The sequence below is a fragment of the Faecalicatena fissicatena genome, assembly GCF_016900595.1.
Classification (GTDB): Bacteria; Bacillota; Clostridia; order Lachnospirales; family Lachnospiraceae; genus Claveliimonas; species Claveliimonas intestinigallinarum.
The window spans coordinates 13,723-35,102 of the sequence record NZ_JACLYY010000010.1 but is presented as its reverse complement, the minus strand read 5'-3'; the positions used below and the strand labels follow the sequence as shown (position 1 = coordinate 35,102).

Genomic DNA, 21,380 nt, shown 5'->3' with positions numbered 1-21,380 from the left:
ACCAAAACGGGGTATATGAACCATAAGAGTAAAACGGAGATAGGAGAAGATATAGATGAGGAATGTACCATTCAGCCCGCCGGATGTGGGGAGGAAGAGATTAAAGAGATAGCGCAGTACTGCCATACAAACAAGGCCGTGTGTCTGAACTCAGCTACCGCCTGTCTTGCATCCATCCTGCGCCTGCAGGGAATAGGGCCGGGGGATGAGGTCATTACATCCGCCTATACATTTACGGCATCAGCCAGTTCGGTGTGCTATGTAGGGGAAAAGCTGGTACTGGTGGATGTGCAGAAGGACAGTTATGAGATGGACTACGAGCTTTTGGGAAATGCTGTCATCGAAAGAGCGAAGGCCATTATCTTGGTTGATCTGGGAGGCGTTGTGTGCGATTACGAGAAGCTATATAAAATCACGAACCGGCAGAAAAATAAATTTCATCCGAACGGCCTCATACAGGAAGCATTTGGAAGGGGAGCTGTAGTGACAGATGCAGCCTACGTTTTTGGAGCTAGGAGAAAGATGGACGGTGACTGGAAAATGTGCGGGGAGATTGCAGATTTTACCAGCTTTTCATTCCATGCAGTCAACGTCTTTGAGACGGAAAGGGAGAGAATTGATTTGTAATAAATAGACAAAAATGAGGGTGAAAATGGGTGAGAATGAAGCTGTTTTTGTTGATTTATTACAAAAATGTGCGTATCTAAGAGATGTTCAGCCGATGGATGAGATGTATAAGCGTATACGAGATGGGTTGAACCGTTGGATGAGAAGTGTAGGAATGTCTCGAAAAGACGAGTTCCGAGCGGAATGAGAAAGAACATGATTTCTGAGGCTTTATTGATATTGCACAAGGAAAGTGCTTAAAATGGGTGGTTTAGAGAGATGTTTTTGTATAGTTATTACAAAAATGAACGTCTCAAAGATGGGGTGAGCCAAGATGAGAGCGGTATAAGTGTATAGAAGAGGCATTCTCCGTTGGATGATGAAGATAAGTGTCTCAAATAGACCATTTCCGGGGAAATGGGTGGAGAAGTAACTGATTATCACAGTAAAAAATGACCACAGAAGAAGACTTAAAAGTAGAAATCAAGAGACTGCCCCTCTGGGCAGTTTCTATACATAGCATTGGATTTTAGACCACATTTATAACCACATAGGAAAGGAAGGTAATCGTAATGAAAATACCATTTTCACCGCCAGATATGACGGAGCTGGAAGCACAGGGAGCCTCTGAAGCAATCCGGTCAGGATGGATTACCACAGGACCGAAAACAAAAGAATTTGAGCGCCAGATTGCTGAATACTGCCATGTAAATAAAGCTGTGTGTTTGAATTCGCAGACGGCTTGTGCAGAAATGGCACTCCGGCTTTTGGGCATCGGAGAACAGAATGGAGGCAGTTCATCTGATGAGGTGATTGTACCGGCCTATACATATACCGCATCGGCATCTGTTGTATGTCATGTCGGAGCAAAGTTGGTGCTGATTGACTCTCAGTCAGATTCACTGGAAATGGATTATGAGGCTTTGGAGAAGGCGATTAACGAACACACAAAGGCTATCATTCCGGTTGACCTTGGCGGAATTCCATGTGATTATAATCAGATTTTTGCCATTGTGGAGAATAAAAAGAATCTGTTTAAAGCAACGAGTGCTGTACAGGAAGCACTCGGCAGAGTAGCGATTTGTTCTGATGCTGCTCATGCGTTCGGGGCAAGCTGGCATGGAAAAATGGTAGGCAGTATAGCGGATTTTTCAAGCTTCTCCTTCCATGCTGTAAAAAACCTGACGACCGCCGAGGGAGGAGCACTGACCTGGAATATTCCGGGGATTGATGATGAAGAACTGTACCACCAGGCGCAGCTTTACAGTCTCCACGGACAGTCTAAGGATGCTCTTGCAAAGACACAGCTTGGGGCATGGGAATATGACATTGTAGGCCCTTGGTATAAGTGCAATATGACAGATATTATGGCAGCAATCGGTCTGGCACAGCTGTCCCGGTATGAAGGAATACTGGAAAGGCGTAAGGAGATTATAAGCAGATATGATGCGGCGTTTAAGAAACTCGGAGTGCAGGTGCTTCCCCATTACACAGATGATCATCAGTCTTCTGGGCATCTGTATATTACAAGAGTGCCGGGTATTGGATTAGAGCAGCGTCAGGAGATTATCGTAAAGATGGCTGAAGCTGGTATCGCCACAAATGTCCATTATAAGCCGCTTCCAATGATGACAGCGTATAAGAAGCTGGGCTTTGATATTAAGGATTATCCGAATGCTTATAAACAATTCGAGAATGAGATTACATTGCCGTTGCATACGAAACTGACAGATGAGGAAGTGGAGTATGTGATTGAGAAGTATTGTGAGATTGTTCAGGAGTATATCTAACCATTGTCTTGGGAGGACGGATTGATGACATTAAGAAACTGGGATGACCTCCCAAGGTTCATGCAGTGTGAGGAAGTACGGGAATACTACGATATTCTTGCCAAGAAGAAGCTGAGTTTAAAACTGAAAAGAGCATTTGATGTTGTAGCCGGAGTCTGTGTCTTAATCGTTACTGCGATACCAATGCTTATCATTGCCATAAAAGTTGCCATAGAATCTCCTGGGGGTGTGTTCTACCGTCAGGAGCGTATTACTACATATGGGAAGAAATTTAGAATACACAAGTTTCGCACCATGGTTGCAAATGCGGATAAAATTGGCTCTACAGTAACGGTTTCTGGTGACAGCCGTATCACGCCTACGGGAGCTTTTCTGAGAAAATACCGATTGGATGAGCTTCCACAAGTGTTTGACGTGCTGAGTGGAAACATGAGTTTTGTGGGCACTAGGCCGGAGGCGACTAAGTACGTCAAGAAATACACAAAAGAAATGAGAGCGACACTGCTGCTTCCAGCAGGGATTACATCTGAAGCCAGTATTCACTATAAGGATGAAGCAGAATTGTTAGACGCAGCTGATGACGTAGACAAGGTATATGTAGAACAAGTTTTACCGGCAAAGATGAAATACAACCTTGAGAGCATAAGGAAATTTAGCTTTTGGAGTGAGATTGTGACGATGATAAGGACTGTGTTGGCAGTTATTCTGTGAGATTTCTTATCGGTCAGAAGTGCGTTATTGAGTTCCACACTCGAAATCAGATAGAGCAGAGGTGAGCAACAATGGTATCTATTAATGTTTTAGATAAGACTGATACTGACTACATACAAAAGATTTCAAAATTGCACATGGTTGCATTTCCAGATTTCTTTCTTACACAGTTAGGATTACTTTTTCTTAAAACACTTTATAAAGGGTATCTGGAAGATGATAATTCGGGAATCATTGTGGCCGAGATAAACGGCAAACTAGCTGGATTCATAGCCTATTCAAACGAGTATTCCAAGTTTTATAAAGGTTTATTAAAAAGGCGTTTGATTCAATTTGCTTTTTGCTCATTGTTGGCTGTCATTCGACACCCTTCTTTTTTTAAACGGTTGTTAGGAGCATTTAGGAAAAGTGACGATGCGAAAAAAGAGGAACCATATGTGGAGCTTGCTTCAATCTGTGTAAATCCCAAGGCTGAGGGTAGAGGCATCGGATCCCAATTGATTGATAAATTGAAAGATATTACGGATTTTGCGATTTATTCGTACATAAATCTCGAGACAGATGCCTGTGATAACGATGCAGTTAATAAGTTCTATATGAAAAATGGTTTTAAGCTAGCACGGAGTTATGTGACACCCGAAGAAAGAAAGATGAATGAGTATAGATACTATGGAGAATAGTGATGAACCTGTTATTTTTGGATTCTTATTTTGAACCGGAGACAATAGCATATACACATCTTGAGAAAAATCTTCTGGAAGGATTGGTTAAGGAAGGTAGTAAGGTGCAGGTTATCTGTCCGACACCAACAAGAGGTGTTAGTGCCCAAGTTAGAGAAGAGTATAAAGGTCGGAAGAGTGAAAAACTGCATAGTGGTAAAGTTAGGGTCAGGCGGTTTTGGGCACCACAGGAAGGTAGGAACCCAATAATCAGAGCTTTTAGATATTTCTGGTGCAATTTTCGCTCATATCAGCTTGCGGTGCGAATAAAGGGTGTTGATCTGGTATTTTCCAATAGCACACCTCCAACACAAGGGATGTTAAGTGCTTTGACAGCAAAGAGACTGTCTAAGAAGTATAAGAAGAAAGTTCCGTTTGTTTATAACCTACAGGATATCTTCCCGGATTCACTCGTAAATGCAGGAATATCAAGTAAGGGAAGTTTTCTCTGGAAGATTGGCAGAAGGATTGAGAATTACACGTATGAGAACGCTGACAAGATCATTGTAATCAGTGAAGGTTTCAAGCGAAACATCATGGCTAAGGGAGCGCCAGAGGAAAAGATAAAAGTTATCTCTAACTGGATTGATTTGGATTCCGTACACCCGATGAGTCGTGAGGATAACAAGCTTATAAATGAGTTTGGCATTGATCCTTATAAATTTCTTGTCATCTATGCCGGAAATTTTGGCGCTGCACAGGGAGCGGATATTGTTCTAAAAGCTGCCGAGAAACTAAAAGATGAATCAAATATCCAGTTCGTCATCTTCGGCGGCGGTCCATATTTCGAAGAAGCAAAAAAAACAGCTGAGAAATTGGACAATGTATTTATCCATGAACTTATGCCGGCTGATCGGATTTCAGAGGTTTACAGTCTTGGAGATGTGGCCTTGATAACTTGTAAACCGGGTACAGGGAATGCAGGAATGCCGAGTAAGACTTGGAGCATTATGGCATGTAACACACCGATTATTGCTTCCTTTGATACAGACAGCGACTTGGCAGATGTTATTAGGGATTCAAGAGCGGGTGTGTGTATTGATCCTGGAAATGTGGACGTGTTGCTTGGTGCTATAAAGGTCGCTTATTCGGAATGGGGTGTAGGTAGGCAAAACTCTCATAGCTTAAGGGAGTATGTCCGATTAAACGCTTCTAAGGAGATTTGTGTAAACAGATATATTGAGACAATCAAATCTCAGTGTAACAGGTAGTTGAAAGGTACATATGAAAGTTTTATTAGTATCAGTTAAATTTGAGAAATCCAAAGGTGGAGTTGCGGTATGGACGAAACAATACCTTGCGGGGTGTGAAGCTGTTGGAATTCGATGCGATATCGTAAATACAGAAGCCATTGGCAAGATAGCAGTGAATATTACAGCCAAGAGAAACCTAAAAGACGAATTTTTTCGTACAAGGCGAATCAATAAAGAGTTAAATAGCAGATTAAAACAAAAAGATTATGATATTGCTCATTTAAACACGAGTATAGGATTTTTTGGAATTATTAGAGACTACTATTTAGCAAGGAATATTGTAAGACATGGAATTCCTTTAGTAGTTCATTTTCATTGTGATATCCCGTACTGGGTGCGAAATCCGTTAATAAGGCGTTACCTTAGAAAGGTGTTGAAACTCAGCAAGATCAATTTTGTCTTGTGTAAAAATAGCCATCAGTATTTAAGGCGGGAATTTAAAGAGGATTCCGTTTTTGTACCTAATTTTGTAAACGAAAAATTAATTATAGAACACAAGGTAGTTAGTACAGAAATTAAAAAAATATGTTTTGCCGGAAGGGTATCAGAGGAAAAAGGTGCAAAAGAGATATTTGAGGTGGCAAAGAAGTTTCCAAATATTCAATTCAGGCTTGCCGGTGAAGTTTCTGCTGAAATGCAATCTTGGTCGAAACCTTCCAATGTGGAACTGTTAGGCTCTCTTTCGCATGATAAAATAATGAATCTTTTGGATGAATCGGATTTGTTTTTATTCCCGTCTCATACAGAAGGCTTTTCGTTGGCATTGGCTGAAAGTATGGCTAGGGGTGTTCCAGCTATAGCAACTGACGTTGGGGCGAATTCTAATATGCTTGAGACTAACGGCGGCATTATTGTCAGAGTGGGAGATACAGATGCTATGATAGATGCGGTAAGAAGGATGCAAGATTCTGTATTACGCCAGGAGATGTCAAATTGGTGCATTAAAAAGGTGAAAGAGTATTATACAGTGAATCAAGTTATGGGTAAAATAAGGCAGCTTTATATAAAAGCAATAGAGGAATAGTAAATGTCATTATATGTTTTAGGTAAAAAAGTGGAAAGGGGGTTACACAGAGTATTTTGTGAACCTCTGATAAAGAAAGCTTTTGCAAAATGTGGAAAGAATGTTCGAGTGCCGCAAGGATGCGAATTCTCAGGAATCGACAATATATCGGTAGGAAATAATGTAGCACTGGATTCAGGACTGAAAATTCTTACCACAAGGGCAAAGGTATCAATAGGAAATGATGTTATGTTTGACCCAAATGTCACTATCATTACGGGTGATCATAGAATAGATATTCCTGGTCGCCCGATGATTTCTTTGACGGACAAGGACAAACTTCCGGAGAACGATCAGGATGTAATTCTTGAAGGCGATAATTGGATTGGCGCTAATGCGACAATTTTGAAAGGTGTCAAGATTGGTTTGGGTGCAGTTGTTGCGGCGGGATCATTAGTCAATCATGATATTCCACCATTTTCCATATGGGGGGGTGCCAGCCAAGCAGCTGAAGATGAGGTTTTCTGAAGAAGAGATCAGGAAACTTTTATCAGAACAAAAATAAACCGGGTATAGCGGCATTAGAATTACTTTCGAAGTGTTTTAAAGTAATAACTTAGGCAATTATTTTCCACAAAGTAAGTTGGGTCGTTAAGGCGGTTAGATTTTACAGAAACCAAAGTGAATGATTGAGGAGTAATCGAAATGCAGCGTAAGTATGTTTTTTATATAGATTCCATGCAGCTCGGTGGAGCCAATAGAGTGATGGCCAATTTAGTTAACCATTTTTCATCAATGGGAGCAGGGGTTATTTTAATCAACGATATTGCCCCCGATAAAGATGTGCCAGAATATGAAATCATGGATTCTGTTAAAAGGATTTTTTTGGATATACATGAGAAGTCTTCCGTTCTGTCCAATATTAAGCGGATTTTTAAATTGAGAAAGATTATTAAGACAGAACATATCGATACTGTTGTTTCATTCATGGGTCCACCTAATATAAGAATGCTACTTGCTACGATGGGACTTAAATGCCGAAAGATAGTTTCAGTGAGGAATGATCCGTATAAAGAGTACGGAGACGGTCTGGTAAAGAAGGTTACTAATATTATATTTGGATTAGCGGATGGATGTGTTTTCCAGACAAAAGATGCTGCTGAGTATTTCTCCGAGAAGATACAACGGAAGTCAAAGATTATCTTCAATCCAGTTGGAAAACAGTTTTATGGAGTAAAGAGGGTTGATAATCCTCATAACATTGTCACCGTGGGGAGACTGTTCTCGCAAAAAAATCATGCGTTGTTAATTAAGGCATTTTCCAAAATTGCGCATGAGTTTCCAGATGAAAACCTGATCATTTATGGAGAGGGAGCCCTGAGATTTGAGTTAGAAGATTTAGTAAAAAGACTTGGTTTGGAGAACAGAGTGTTTTTGCCAGGCAGTTCATCTAACATCCCAGAGAAATTAGCAGAAGCAAAGCTTTTTGTTTTATCTTCTGATTATGAGGGGATGCCTAATGCGCTCATGGAAGCCATGGCAGTTGGCGTACCTGTTATAAGCACAGACTGTCCTTGTGGCGGTCCAAAAATGTTAGTGCGGGACGGTGTAGATGGCTTGTTAGTACCTTGCGGTGATGCGGATTATTTGGCAAACACATTGTGTCAGAAATTAGATGATAAAAAGAGAGAAAATATGGGGATTTCCGCAAAACAAAAAGCGGAAATTTTCAGGGAAGATATAGTCTATCGTCAATGGGAAAATTTTGTTTTTTCTGGCATTGAGGAGGGGATTGAATGAAAGTTTTATTTTTGGCTAATCAGGAACTTCCTGATCAGTCTGCTAATGCGACTAGGATTATCAATTTAGCAAAATTGTTCCGAAAGTGTGGTGTGGAACCGATATTGATTGGAACGCGTTACAATGCGGATACATTATTGCGAGGGAAATATGATGGAATAAAATATATGCATGTGGATGCACAAAATTATTTATCGTTGCCAAAAAATAAAAGACAAAAATATTTAGAGAGGCTCTTTTTGGAAGCAATGGATATTGCATGGACTCAAGATCATTTTTGTATCATTGTTGCTTCAAGTTTTTCCTTCCAAAGTATCCAATTTATATTGAATTATGCTAAGTCAAAGCGGATTGCGGTGATTTATAATTCTGTAGAGTGGTTTCAAAAAGATAACGAAAGCTTTTATGGATTGAGTGGAAAAATAAAGTTTATATATAACCGCCTTGGTCTTTTGGTGCAACATGTAAAAGTTGGGAATATTATTGGGATTTCATCGTTGCTGGAAAATTATTATAAAAAAAGAAAATGCAATACAATTCGTATTCCAACAATTGTTGATAAAGAAAAATACGTATATGTAGAACAAAATCATAATAAAAAAATAGTTATTGCATATGCAGGTTCTCCTGCAAAAAAAGATTATATTAGTAATGCAATCAAAGCATTGTTGTTGCTTAATTCAGAAGAACTACAAAGTCTGGAATTCCATCTTTACGGAATTGATGTGAAACAATTAAAGAATCTAGGAATTACTGAAGAAACCATTCATATATTACAGGATATATTGTTTGTACATGGAAGAATTCCATATTCGCAGGTACAGGAGAAAATTTCCTCGGCCGACTTTACGATTTTATTAAGACCAAATCTTCGTTATGCAAACGCTGGCTTTCCTACGAAAGTGGGTGAGAGTATGATGTGTGGTACACCTGTAATTGCAAACCATACGAGTGATCTGAATCTTTACATCAGAGACGGTGACACTGGCATTGTGGTAGATGATGAAAGTGCTGAGGCGTGTGCTGAGGGGTATAGAAAGGCATTGCGGATGAGTGTTGAAGAAAAAATCAAGATGCGTTCCAACGCACGAAAAGAAGCCGAACATGCATTTTATTACTTGAGTTATAAAAAAGAGATGACAGAATTCATCAGGAGTTTGAAAAAACAATGAAGAAGATTTTATTTGTTTTACAAGCTGTGAGGAGTGGCGGTTCCGCAATTTCCATGTTGAATTTGTTGGAGCTGTTAAAAAAAAGAGAAATTGATGTAGATGTTTTCCTTTTGGAAAGAGAAGGGGTGTTTTTAAGCCGTGCGGAAAATGTTGCAAATGTATTGCCAGAAGAAAAAATTATATCATCGGTATTATGTAAGAGAGAGAGTTTGAAGTCCAGAGGAGTCACCAGTATAGTAATTCGTATGGCATTTGTTTTATGTCATAAGATTTTTGGCATAGAAAAAACCGTGAAATGGTTTTATCAAAAAAGCGCAAGAAAACTATCTGGGAAATATGAAGTGGTTATTCCTTATCAGGAATCTCTTTCCACTGAATACGCACAATATATAGAAGCGGAGAAAAAGATCGCATGGTTTCACACAGATTATGATACATATAAGGCCTTAACGGGAGCATCGTATGCCCGAGTGTATGAGGAGTACGATAATATAGTATGCGTTACAGATCAAGCCAGGACTCGTTTTATCGAAGATATGAATTTTCCGGAAACGAAGGTATGCGTGATCCGAAATACTATTCCTATGGATTCAATTATTGAAAAGGCCAATGTGGAAACTGTTGAGTTGCAGCAACGCTCATATACATTTATTTCCATGGGAAGATTCAGTAAAGAAAAGGGATATGATCGCCTGGTTACTGTGGCAAATCGACTTAAGGCAAATAAAATTGATTTTATTTGGTATATTATTGGCAGCGGAGATTTATTTGAAATAATAGCAGATTTAATTAAAGAGAACAATTTAACGGATGATGTAATATTGCTAGGACTTCAGACAAATCCTTTTCCATATATCAAACAGTCGGATTGTTTTATAATGACTTCGAGATATGAGGCGCAGCCCATGGTATTAAATGAAGCACTTACTTTGGGAATACCTGTTATAACAACGAGGTTTGCTTCAGTAACCGAAGTAATTCAGGACAATGTTAACGGCTTGATTGTCAATAACGATGAGGATGGCTTATATGAGGGAATCACAGAATTTATTAATAATCAAGCATTAAGAGAACGCCTCATTTCTGGAGCGAGGTCATTTTCGTATGATAATGGAGAGATTCTTAATCAGGTGTTGGATCTATTATAAACAATATCTAGTATTATGAGTAAATTCAGGAGGAGAGCATTTTGACAGAAAATATTTTAGAAGGTCAAAAATGTTTATGCAAACAAGATCATAAAGCTATTTTATTTTTTGCAGAGAATCAAGTGGATCGGACATCTCGTTATGCGATTATAATTTTGCTGGTATCTACTCTTATCGTTTTTGTTAATCCCTCATTGCAGGTAATAACGGGCCCTGTTCTTGCTGCCTGTTTTATATATTTGTACTTCAAAGGGTATCAGTCATTTGTAACGAGTGTCATTATCGTTGCAAATGATTCCTTGGGTTGTATATTTATGGGACACATCTCTTTCCCATATTTATTGCTTGGTTTAATACTCTTTTCTCTCCTAAAGGAACAGTTTAAAATTAAAATAAGGAGGTCGCAGTTAATTGGTGGTTTTATAATGCTGCTTACGCTGGTTCAGCTTTTTAGTTTTCATATTATCAGTGTAAAAGGTATCTTATATACGGTGACCTTTATTATTGCCTCTAGATATAACCTGAAAAAAGATGAAGATGTGGAGTTGTTTTTTAAGGGTGTCGCAATTACTGTGTGTCTAATCAGTCTTCATACCTGTATTACGGGAGGTGTAGAGTTTTATGAACTAAATGAGTATTCTACAGAATTTTTAAGAAAAGGAATATTGGGAGTAGGAATTGGTGATTCGAATTACTCCACACTTTTACTCAATATAGGGATTGCCTGTACTCTTTTTGATAGAAATTTTAAATGGTATATGAAAGTGGGCATAACACTTCTCAATCTTTTTGCGATGACAGTTACTTTGTCTACTTCTGGGATAATAGGTTTTTTATTAACTTTAATGGGGTTTGTGATAGTAAAGAGAAGCTCTATTCCTTCTAAAGTATGGAAAAGTATTCTCCTTTTATTAGGTATGGTGTTGTTATTTGATCTTTATATTAATTTGCCAAGTACGATGCAGAATGAAACTATTAACGCTTATATAGATAGAATGCAAGATAAACTGTTTTTGGTACAGAGCGGTGATATATCATCATTTACTACTAATAGAAGTTCGATTGCAGATCAAAAGATGGACTATTTTATGAACGGTCAGGGAGTGCTAAAACAACTTTTTGGATTCAACTCACTTTTTGCTGATGGCAGCAATGCAGTGCCACATAATACCTATATTGATTTGCTGTTACAAATTGGCTTGGTAGGTATGATTTTGACATTAGGACATATTGTTACATCGGGTATTCGTGCTTGGAAAGACAAAAATAGAAACCGACGTGATTTGTTGCTCAAACTGCTGATGTTGTACTATTTTTTCAATCTAAGCTTATATTACGGGAGTTTATTTTCACTTGCGTATTTAGTTTTAATTATATTATGAGTGATGGATAGGTGAGGGAAATGGAATATATAATTACGGTTGTAGTGCCAGTATATAATGCGGAAAAATATCTGAACGAATGTGTACAGTCAGTATTGGATCAGAATGATCCACGCTGGAATTTGATTTTGGTGGATGATGGTTCTTCTGATTCGAGCGCAGAGATTTGTGACACATATGCAAAAAAAGATAAGCGCATTTCTGTGATTCACAAGGAAAATGAGGGAGCAATCATGGCTCGGAAAGTTGGTTTTTTTGCGGCGAAAACCGAGTTTTGTATTAGCTTGGATGCTGATGATTATCTGGCTAATAACTGTATTCAAAAAATTATAGCTGCAATTGAAACATATCAGGCCGATATTGTGATTTATTCATTTTCCAGCATTAAGGGTGATAAGATATTGCCGGGAGTGCCTCCTTTATTGGCTGTACAAGGAATTGTCGAGGCAGATTATGTGAAAGAGAAATTGATTTCTACAAATGACTATAATAGCTTGTGGACGAAGGCCATAAAGACTTGCTATTTGATAAATAATCCATTATATCACCAAAACGAAATAATTGCAATCGGTGAAGACAAAGTACAATTTTTGTATCCTCTGACTCAGGCAAAACACATTGCAATCGTTCCAGATGTCCTATATTTTTACCGGACGGTAGAGGGGAGTATGACTCATATTTATACTGCGGAAAAATTGATTGACCGTATGGGACTCAAGATGATTGATTATTTATATGTTTATATGCAGAAATGGCAGAAAATTTCCAGTGGAGATATGTTAGCGATGAGCACAATGTTTTGGAGAAGTATTGTGGGAATATACAATATCCTACAAAGCTCACGTGTAAAGGAAGAGGATTATAAAGCAGTCTGTGAATATGATTTTTGCGAAAATATACCGAATTATATTATTTCGTATTGGCATTGTCCCACATTAACGTGTAAGGAAAAAATGAAAATCTGGCTGTTAGTTTCGCATCATACCAGACTGATGTCATGGCTTAATGGTACTAAACGGGGGGCATACCAGTGCAACTGAAAGCTAAAATAAAATACAATCTCGTGTTCAATGTTCTGAGTCAAATGATTATATTGTTTCTTGGAATTTTACTTCCTAGGCTGGTGCTGGTATCCTATGGATCGGAAGTTAATGGGTTATTAAATACAATCTCCCAGATCTTTGTATACATCGGTTTATTGGAAGCTGGAATCGGAAACGCATCGGTAAATGCATTGTACAAACCGATTGTCGATAGAGATATCCATACGATTTCAGAAATTTATTGTGCGACAAAAAAGTATTATTGCAAAGTGACGATTATATATTTCATCTGCGTTGTTTTGTTTGCAGCAATCTATCCTTTTTGCATTACAACCTCATTGAATCATATTTCAGTGATCTTACTCATTTTATTTGAAGGAATGGGTGGAGTCATTTCATTTTGGCTTGTTGCAGCACTAAAGCAGGTGCTTATTGCTGACGGCCGTAATTACATTATTGCAAATATAACGATGCTTGTTAGAGTTTCAACGTCTATTGCAAAGATCATTATTATCTCTTTGGGATATGATGTATTACTGGTTCAGGCATCGTGGTTTGTAATTAATTGTATACAAGTTTTCAGCTATGTGTACTATTTCAAACGAAAGTATGCTTGGATAGAAAAAATAGAGAATCCTTCTATAGAATATCTTGCGCAAAAGAATGCGTTTTTGGTACATGAAATATCAGGTGTTATTTTTTCGAGTACCGATACATTTGTTATTTCTACTTTTTGTGGGTTAATAGCTGCAAGTATATACTCTATCTATAATCTGGTATTCAATTCATTGAATTCATTGATTAGTGCAGTTAATAATGGGATGCATTTTATATTAGGACAGACATATGCAAAAGACCTTGAAAAATACGTAAAGGTACACGATGCATACGACAGTATATATATGGCAGTTGTATTTTCTCTTATGTCAGTGGCATATGTATTGATTTATCCATTTGTCAGTCTTTATACTTCAGGGATTGAAGATGCAAATTATATTGTAGAGGGGCTTCCATTTTTATTTGCTCTTATCCAAATGTTATCTTGCAGCCGTGCAGTTGCTTCTAGATTGATTAACGTGGCAGGATATGCGAGAGCAACACAAAATAGAAGTATACTAGAGGCGGCACTCAATTTAGGAGTATCGCTGATTCTGGTGAATATTATAGGGATCTATGGAGCACTGATTGGCACTATAGTAGCGTTATTATATCGCACAAATGATATTATCATCTATGCGAATACAAAAATATTGAAGCGTAGTCCATGGATAACTTATAAAAAAATGTTAGCGAATTTTTTCATTTTTGGTTTAATTATTATTCTTGAACAGTATTTATGTACTTGGTTTTTGGATAAGTGTAGCTCATATTTATATCTTGCAGTGATTGCTGTTCCAGTCACTTTGGTAGTATGTATCATATACTTTGGAATTGCATTTTTGCAAAACAAAGATTTGGTAAGTGCTTTGAAGATATTTTTGCAAAACAAATCAATGCCCAAATAAGTCAAAGATAATTTTGTTTCCTTAGAAGTTCTGGCACATGTGAGTAAGAGGATAAAAATGTCTTATTATTAAGACATTATGAATACAGTATTGTTATATTGAGGTGATTCCGCATGAAAATATTAATTGGAGCAGATATTGTTCCTACTGGAACCAACGAAAATTATTTTGAAAATGCCCAGATGGAACAAATTTTAGAAAAGCCACTATATGATTTGATAAAGAGTGTGGATTATCGCATTTTCAATCTTGAGGTACCTTTGACAGATAAAGAAACCCCAATTCAAAAATGTGGTCCTAATCTTATCGCATCAACAAAAGCTATTGCAGGTCTGAAAGAGTTAGGTATAGATTTTCTTACTCTGGCTAATAATCATATTCTTGATCAGGGAGAGCAGGGATTATGGTCAACAGTTGACTTGCTAGCTAAGGTTGGAATTGCTCATGCGGGAGTTGGGGCCTCCCCGGAAGAAGCGGCACAACCACATTTCGTTCAACTGGATGGAAAAGTAATAGGCATTTACTGCTGTGCAGAACATGAATTCTCAATAGTTAGTGATAAACATGCAGGTGCAAATCCCTTTGATCCTTTGGAAAGTTTGGATCATGTTGTTGAATTGAAGAAAAAATGTGATTATGTAATCTGCCTTTATCATGGAGGTAAAGAACATTATCGTTATCCCTCACCAGGTCTTCAGAAAACCTGTCGAAAGATTGTGGAAAAGGGGGCGGATCTGGTTATTTGCCAGCATAGTCATTGTATTGGCTGTGAAGAAAAATGGCAGAATGGAACGATTATATACGGACAGGGGAATTTCCTTTTTGATCACTCGAAAAGTGAGTTTTGGCAAACGTCCGTTCTTGTACAGCTTGATCTGATTGATTTTACCATTTCCTATATCCCTATCCTGAAAAATGGAAAGGGAGTTAAATTGGCTGATTCAGATGTAGCACAAAATATTATTTCTGATATGCGGACCCGCTCAAAACAAATACTGAAACAAAATTTCATAGAGGAAGAGTATACTAGTTTTGCTAAAACAATGATTAACGGCTATTTCTTAAGGGATAGTATTTTAATGCATACTTTGCCCTTGAGAATTTTAAACAAATTGTCTGGGAACTTAATAAGTTACTGTCTTGCAAGACAGAGGATAAAACGATACAAACTTACATATGTAAACCAATATGAGTGTGAAGCACATCGTGAGTTAATTTTAAAAGCACTATCAGATGAATTATGATGATGGAACATTACTTGACAGAAATATTATTCCAATCTTAGAAATTATTAAATTTAATGTTCTTGAAAAAATATAGAATGTATTCAAAATACTATAGAAAATAATTTGAAACTATAATACATCTTTCTACAGTAGAATAATGAGCAGGAAGGAGATAAGAAATTCTCATTAGAAGTTGAATTTCTGACTGATTAGAATGAAAAGAAATATAGTCACAAAAGCACTTGAATTCATGAGAGATCCAGATTATAGATTTAAGATACTAGCGAGTATGGGAATGTATAACAAATTAGATGATGAAACTTTCTTAAAAAAATACTATCAATGTATTTTCCATAAAGAATTAAATCTTCAGACACCTAAAACATTCAATGCAAAACTTCAGTGGTTAAAGCTATATGATCGAAGACCTGAGTACACAATGATGGTTGATAAGTATAGGGTACGAGATTACATAGCTAAAAAAATTGGTAGGGAGTATCTCATTCCTTTACTCGGAGTGTGGGATGATCCGGATGAGATCGATTTTGATAGCCTTCCACAGCAGTTTGTTCTAAAGTGTAATCACAATTCTGGACTCGGAATGTGTATATGCAGAGACAAGTCAAAACTTGATGTTAAGAAAGTAAAAGCAGATCTAAGAAAGGGATTACAGCAGGACTATTATATTACTTTCAGGGAGTGGCCCTATAGGGATGTCCCACGAAAAATCATCTGTGAAAAATACATGGAGGACAATTCAACAGCAGAATTAGTTGATTATAAATTCTTTTGCTTTGATGGTCGTGTAGACTGTGTGATGGTATGCCTAGACCGTTCGAGCGGAAATACCAAGTTCTATTTTTTTGATAGGGCATGGAACTTGCTACGATATAATATCCGTGGCAAAGAAGCGCCTGAAAATTTTACAATACCAAAACCTTCGAATATGGAAGAAATGTTTGAAATCGCTGAGAAGTTGAGTAAAGGATTGCCTTTTGCTCGAATTGATCTTTACAGCGTATCAGGCAGAACATATTTTGGAGAAATAACATTTTTCCCAGACAGTGGATTTGATGTAAATTTATTACTGGAAACGGATAGACATTGGGGCGAAATGATAAGTATTTCTAAGATTAATTCGGAGGTATGAGGTAATGAATAGAACAATTGGATTTCCTATTAGTCATAAGGAGAATGAGAACAGAAGGGCTTTGGTTCCTGAACATATTAAAAAGATTAAACACCCGGAAATGTTGTACATAGAAACGGGGTATGGGGATGTACTTGGTATACCTGATGAAGATTTCATAATTTATGGTTGCAATATTGTTTCAAGAGAAGAAACGTTGTCCCAAGATATAATCTGTGACCCTAAAATAGGAGACGCTGAGTACTTGGAGTCACTCCACGAAGGCCAGGCAATCTTTGGATGGGTGCATGCTACACAGAATAGGGATATTACAGATAAAATTGTTAATAGAAAATTGACTGCTTACGCATGGGAAAATATGCATTATAACGGCAGGCATATATTCTGGCGCAATAATGAACTTGCAGGAGAGGCAGCCATAATCCATGCATTTCAGTGTTACGGGAAAATGCCTTATGAAACAGCAGTTGCTGTTCTTGGACGCGGAAACACTGCTAGAGGGGCTATTAAAGTTCTGAATATGTTTGGGGCAGATGTTATGCAATATGATCGGCGGACAGAAAATCTTTTTCGGGAAGAACTTTGGAAGTACGATGTGGTAGTTAATTGCATCCTCTGGGATGTGACCCGCTCTGATCATATCATATATAGAAGCGATTTGTCTCGGATGAAACAGAATGCAATGATTGTAGACATAAGCTGTGATCGAAATGGCGGTGTAGAAACGTGTATTCCAACTACTTTCGAAGACCCGACTTATAAGGTTGATGGCATTTTGCACTATGCTGTTGATCACACCCCTTCTTTATTTTTTAAGACATTTTCATGGGCTAACTCAGAGTTGTTAGTTCCTTACTTAAATGAGTTGATTGAGGATAAATGTGGTCAGGTGTTGAGGGATTCTATCGTGATTCGCCAAGGGACTATTATAGACCAGAGCATTAATAAGTTTCAATGTAGATAATCTTTATTTTGCTAGAAATGGTAGTAGCAATACTGTATCAGACTGTTTGGATGGCTTGGTATGACTCCCCTAATCTGATTTGTTGACCATTTATTCGTTTGTTATAGTGTCTGGCTTCATGTTTGTTTACAAAATAAGCGGAGAGGGTACACACATTATAAACTATTTATGATGAATAAGGGCACAAGACTAATGGCATTCATAAGTTGGGCATTAATGATGAGATTTAAACAATACGATTTTTAGTTGGTGAAAAATAAAAGCTTCATCCGCCAATTAGGCTATGAAGCGGGTGGAGGTAACGATGAAACAGAAAAATATATCTTTAGAAAACAAAACAATTCTCATGACAGGCGCGGGAGGCTTTATAGGAGCCAATTTGGCTTTAAAGCTGTTTGCCACAGTTAATCCTATTCAAATTATCGGTATCGACAATATGAATGATTACTACGATGTGGGGATTAAAGAGTACAGATTAAAAAAGATTGATAATGCTGTAGCTCGACATCCAGAATCATCGTGGACATTTGTAAGGGGATCTATAGCTGATAAGTCTACTGTGGATGAGATATTCCAAGATTATAAACCATCCATTGTAGTGAATCTCGCTGCCCAGGCTGGTGTAAGATACAGCATTACAAATCCAGATGCTTATATAGAAAGTAACTTGATAGGGTTTTATAACATCTTGGAAGCCTGTAGGCATTCTTATGACGGTGGAGCTACTGGTGTGGAGCACTTAGTCTACGCATCCAGTTCTTCTGTGTATGGTTCCAATAAGAAGGTTCCATACAGCACAGACGATAAGGTGGACAATCCTGTGTCACTCTACGCAGCTACTAAGAAGTCCAACGAGCTCATGGCTCATGCATACAGTAAGCTTTACAACATACCGTCCACAGGGCTCCGATTCTTTACCGTTTACGGTCCAGCAGGACGTCCGGATATGGCGTACTTTGGATTCACAAACAAGCTGAGAGCTGGTCAGAATATCCAGATCTTCAACTACGGAAACTGTAAACGCGACTTTACTTATATAGATGACATTGTGGAAGGCGTGATCCGTGTGATGCAGGCTGCGCCAGAAAAAATTACTGGAGAGGATGGATTACCAATAGCTCCGTATGCTGTATATAACATCGGAAACAATCAGCCAGATAACTTATTAGACTTTGTGGACATCTTGCAGCAGGAGCTTATTCGGGCTGGAGTGTTGGATGCAAATTACGATTTCGATGCTCATAAGGAATTAGTACCAATGCAACCTGGAGATGTTTCGGTTACCTATGCAGATACCAGTGCATTAGAAGCAGATTTTGGATTTAAACCAAGTACAGATCTGAGAACAGGTCTCCGGCGGTTTGCGCAATGGTACAAGGATTTCTATATGTAAATACTTAGATCAGAAAGAAGGTAGAAGAAGTTGGACAAACAGGGACAGTATAAAATTGCGGTTGCTGGTACAGGATATGTCGGTCTTTCTATTGCCACACTGCTATCCCAGCATCATCAGGTAATGGCTGTGGATATCGTACCGGAGAAGGTGGATCTGATTAATCAGAAAAAATCTCCAATACAGGATGATTATATAGAGGAGTATCTCACTAACAAGCCGCTGAATCTTACAGCAACACTTGATGCAGAAGTGGCGTACACAGGTGCGGATTTTGTTGTAATCGCAGCACCCACGAATTATGATCCAAAGAAAAACTTCTTCGACACATCCGCTGTAGAGGCTGTGATTCAGTTGGTGATCCAGTATAATCCGGATGCCATTATGGTTATCAAATCCACAATTCCGGTTGGCTATACAGCATCCGTTCGGGAGAAATATCACTGCGATAATATTATTTTCAGTCCCGAGTTTTTGCGGGAAAGCAAAGCACTTTATGATAATTTGTATCCAAGCAGAATCATCGTTGGTACTGACACGAAGAATGCCAGACTGGTGAAGGCAGCGAATACATTTGCAGGACTTCTGCAAGAAGGTGCTATCAAGGAGAATATTGATACCCTTATTATGGGATTCACGGAGGCAGAAGCGGTAAAACTTTTTGCCAACACTTACTTAGCTCTTCGTGTTTCCTACTTCAATGAACTTGATACCTACGCTGAGATGAAAGGACTTAATACACAACAGATTATAAATGGTGTGTGTCTGGATCCGAGAATCGGCTCTCATTATAATAATCCATCTTTCGGTTATGGTGGATACTGTCTGCCGAAGGATACGAAGCAGTTATTAGTAAATTATGAGGATGTTCCTCAGAACATGATGTCAGCGATAGTAGAATCAAACAGGACGAGAAAAGACTTCATCGCAGACCGTGTGTTGGAGATCGCAGGTGCTTACGGAAGCAATGACGAGTATAATAGCAGCAGAGAGAAAGAAGTGGTTGTTGGCGTTTACCGCCTTACTATGAAGTCAAACTCCGATAACTTCCGTCAGTCGTCTATTCAAGGTGTCATGAAGCGCATCAAGGCGAAGGGGGTCATTGTGGTTATCTATGAACCGACACTGGAGGATGGAAGCACTTTCTTCGGAAGTAAAGTCATAAATGATTTACAGAAGTTTAAGGACACATCTCAAGCAATCATTGCAAATCGATACGATCCCTGCTTGGACGATGTAAAAGATAAAGTATACACTCGCGATATTTTTTGTCGCGATTAAAAACCAACATAGCAGAAAGTATGAGCGAGGAGGCAATATTACCATGCATATCACAGAAGCATTCAAAAACAAAACTCTAGTCATCACCGGTGGCACCGGTTCTTTCGGGTCAACTGTCCTAAAGCACTTCTTAACCACCGACATCGGAGAAATCCGCATTATCAGCCGTGACGAGAAAAAGCAGGACTGGATGCGGCATACGCTGCAGGCGCAATATCCGGACTACGCCGGAAAAGTGCAGTTCTATGTGGGAGACGTCCGAAACGTTGATTCCGTTCGTGACGTGATGTATGGAGCAAATTACGTATTCCATGCAGCAGCTTTAAAGGAGGTCCCTTCCTGCGAGTTCTTCCCTATGGAAGCTGTACGCACTAATATTATCGGAACCGATAACGTGATTACTGCGGCTGTAGAAAATCATGTAGAGCGAGTGGTATTTTTATCCACCGATAAGGCGGCGTATCCCATCAATACCATGGGCATGACCAAGGCGGTCGGCGAGAAGGTGGTACAGGCCAGGGCGCAGAAAGCCTTTGAACGGGGCGGTACCGTCCTTGCCTGTACCCGCTACGGCAATGTAATGTGCAGCAGAGGATCCGTGATCCCGCTGTTTATCGATCAGATCAAGCGGAAGGCTCCGATCACCATTACCGACCCGAACATGACCCGCTTTCTTATGAACCTGGACGAAGCAGTTGACCTTGTGGCCTTTGCCTTTGAGCACGCCGAGCCGGGAGATCTGTTTGTGCAGAAAGCAGACGCAAGCACGATTGGGGATCTGGCGAAAGGGGTCATGAAGGTATTTGGAGAAACAGAGTGTAAGATCATTGGTTCTCGTCATGGTGAGAAATTGTATGAGACGCTGGTAACAAGGGAAGAGATGCTGCGGTCTGTAGATATGGGCCATTACTACCGGATTGCACCTGATGCGAGAGGGTTGAACTACGATAAATTCTATGTGGAAGGCACTGTGACCACAGAGGGCGATGAGGCATATACTTCACATAATACGAACCGTCTGGATGTGGATGGCGTGGTGAAGAAGATCATGGAAACAGACTATGTGAAGGAAGAACTGGAAGGAAGGCCGCATAGCGTGGAGGCGTAAAGCAGAACCATGGCAGATGTGGGATACATAAAACGGACACACGAACTGTTACACATAATTGCTTACAGAAACCTGCGTTAGATGGTACGATACGAATAAGGACGGGTTTATGTCGTACACACAGCC

At 38.9% G+C, this 21,380-nt stretch carries 19 protein-coding genes; all 19 read left to right on the top strand.

Features of this window, described 5'->3' with window-relative positions; translation table 11 throughout:
* Window positions 1-15 precede the first annotated feature (15 nt).
* The 19 genes from H7U36_RS10710 (at window position 16) to H7U36_RS10620 (ending at window position 21,254) form a co-directional block, all read left to right on the top strand.
* On the top strand, window positions 16-627 hold the full coding sequence (locus tag H7U36_RS10710; RefSeq protein ID WP_205156132.1) for a DegT/DnrJ/EryC1/StrS family aminotransferase: 612 nt from the start codon (window positions 16-18) through the stop codon (window positions 625-627).
* 551 nt (window positions 628-1,178) lie between these two features.
* Complete coding sequence (locus H7U36_RS10705) at window positions 1,179-2,396, top strand: DegT/DnrJ/EryC1/StrS family aminotransferase (RefSeq protein ID WP_205156131.1); 1,218 nt, start codon at window positions 1,179-1,181, stop codon at window positions 2,394-2,396.
* A gap of 24 nt (window positions 2,397-2,420) precedes the next feature.
* Window positions 2,421-3,107, top strand: coding sequence for a sugar transferase (locus tag H7U36_RS10700; RefSeq protein WP_205156130.1), 687 nt, complete (start codon window positions 2,421-2,423; stop codon window positions 3,105-3,107).
* A gap of 71 nt (window positions 3,108-3,178) precedes the next feature.
* Window positions 3,179-3,787 carry a GNAT family N-acetyltransferase gene (locus H7U36_RS10695; RefSeq protein ID WP_205156129.1) on the top strand — a complete coding sequence of 203 codons (609 nt, stop codon included), beginning with the start codon at window positions 3,179-3,181 and terminating at the stop codon, window positions 3,785-3,787.
* A 2-nt stretch (window positions 3,788-3,789) separates the two neighbouring features.
* The gene (locus H7U36_RS10690) at window positions 3,790-5,037 is read left to right on the top strand and encodes a glycosyltransferase family 4 protein (protein WP_205156128.1); all 1,248 of its coding nucleotides are present in this window, start codon (window positions 3,790-3,792) and stop codon (window positions 5,035-5,037) included.
* A gap of 13 nt (window positions 5,038-5,050) precedes the next feature.
* Window positions 5,051-6,103, top strand: coding sequence for a glycosyltransferase family 4 protein (locus H7U36_RS10685; protein ID WP_205156127.1), 1,053 nt, complete (start codon window positions 5,051-5,053; stop codon window positions 6,101-6,103).
* Between the two features lie 3 nt (window positions 6,104-6,106).
* Window positions 6,107-6,610 carry an acyltransferase gene (locus H7U36_RS15225; protein ID WP_243426753.1) on the top strand — a complete coding sequence of 168 codons (504 nt, stop codon included), beginning with the start codon at window positions 6,107-6,109 and terminating at the stop codon, window positions 6,608-6,610.
* 177 nt (window positions 6,611-6,787) lie between these two features.
* Complete coding sequence (locus tag H7U36_RS10675) at window positions 6,788-7,882, top strand: glycosyltransferase family 4 protein (RefSeq protein WP_205156126.1); 1,095 nt, start codon at window positions 6,788-6,790, stop codon at window positions 7,880-7,882.
* On the top strand, window positions 7,879-9,054 hold the full coding sequence (locus H7U36_RS10670) for a glycosyltransferase (protein WP_205156125.1): 1,176 nt from the start codon (window positions 7,879-7,881) through the stop codon (window positions 9,052-9,054). The genes H7U36_RS10675 and H7U36_RS10670 overlap by 4 nt, the downstream gene beginning before the upstream one ends.
* The gene (locus H7U36_RS10665; protein WP_205156124.1) at window positions 9,051-10,202 is read left to right on the top strand and encodes a glycosyltransferase; all 1,152 of its coding nucleotides are present in this window, start codon (window positions 9,051-9,053) and stop codon (window positions 10,200-10,202) included. The genes H7U36_RS10670 and H7U36_RS10665 overlap by 4 nt, the downstream gene beginning before the upstream one ends.
* A gap of 41 nt (window positions 10,203-10,243) precedes the next feature.
* Window positions 10,244-11,584, top strand: coding sequence for an O-antigen ligase family protein (locus H7U36_RS10660; protein WP_205156123.1), 1,341 nt, complete (start codon window positions 10,244-10,246; stop codon window positions 11,582-11,584).
* Window positions 11,585-11,604: 20 nt separating this feature from the next.
* Window positions 11,605-12,624: a glycosyltransferase family 2 protein gene (locus H7U36_RS10655; RefSeq protein WP_205156122.1), complete on the top strand. Its 1,020-nt coding sequence runs from the start codon at window positions 11,605-11,607 to the stop codon at window positions 12,622-12,624.
* Entirely contained in the window at window positions 12,615-14,132 is a 1,518-nt protein-coding gene (locus tag H7U36_RS10650) for a lipopolysaccharide biosynthesis protein (protein WP_205156121.1), read from the top strand. The genes H7U36_RS10655 and H7U36_RS10650 overlap by 10 nt, the downstream gene beginning before the upstream one ends.
* Before the next feature lie 113 nt (window positions 14,133-14,245).
* On the top strand, window positions 14,246-15,376 hold the full coding sequence (locus H7U36_RS10645; protein WP_205156120.1) for a CapA family protein: 1,131 nt from the start codon (window positions 14,246-14,248) through the stop codon (window positions 15,374-15,376).
* A 232-nt stretch (window positions 15,377-15,608) separates the two neighbouring features.
* A complete protein-coding gene (locus tag H7U36_RS10640; RefSeq protein ID WP_243426751.1) occupies window positions 15,609-16,508 on the top strand; it encodes an ATP-grasp fold amidoligase family protein in 900 nt (299 codons plus the stop codon).
* A 4-nt stretch (window positions 16,509-16,512) separates the two neighbouring features.
* Window positions 16,513-17,472, top strand: coding sequence for a N(5)-(carboxyethyl)ornithine synthase (locus H7U36_RS10635; protein WP_205156119.1), 960 nt, complete (start codon window positions 16,513-16,515; stop codon window positions 17,470-17,472).
* A 304-nt stretch (window positions 17,473-17,776) separates the two neighbouring features.
* Entirely contained in the window at window positions 17,777-18,865 is a 1,089-nt protein-coding gene (locus H7U36_RS10630; RefSeq protein WP_205156118.1) for an NAD-dependent epimerase/dehydratase family protein, read from the top strand.
* Window positions 18,866-18,895: 30 nt separating this feature from the next.
* Entirely contained in the window at window positions 18,896-20,146 is a 1,251-nt protein-coding gene (locus tag H7U36_RS10625) for a nucleotide sugar dehydrogenase (protein WP_205156117.1), read from the top strand.
* Window positions 20,147-20,189: 43 nt separating this feature from the next.
* Complete coding sequence (locus tag H7U36_RS10620; RefSeq protein ID WP_205156116.1) at window positions 20,190-21,254, top strand: polysaccharide biosynthesis protein; 1,065 nt, start codon at window positions 20,190-20,192, stop codon at window positions 21,252-21,254.
* Window positions 21,255-21,380: the final 126 nt, after the last annotated feature.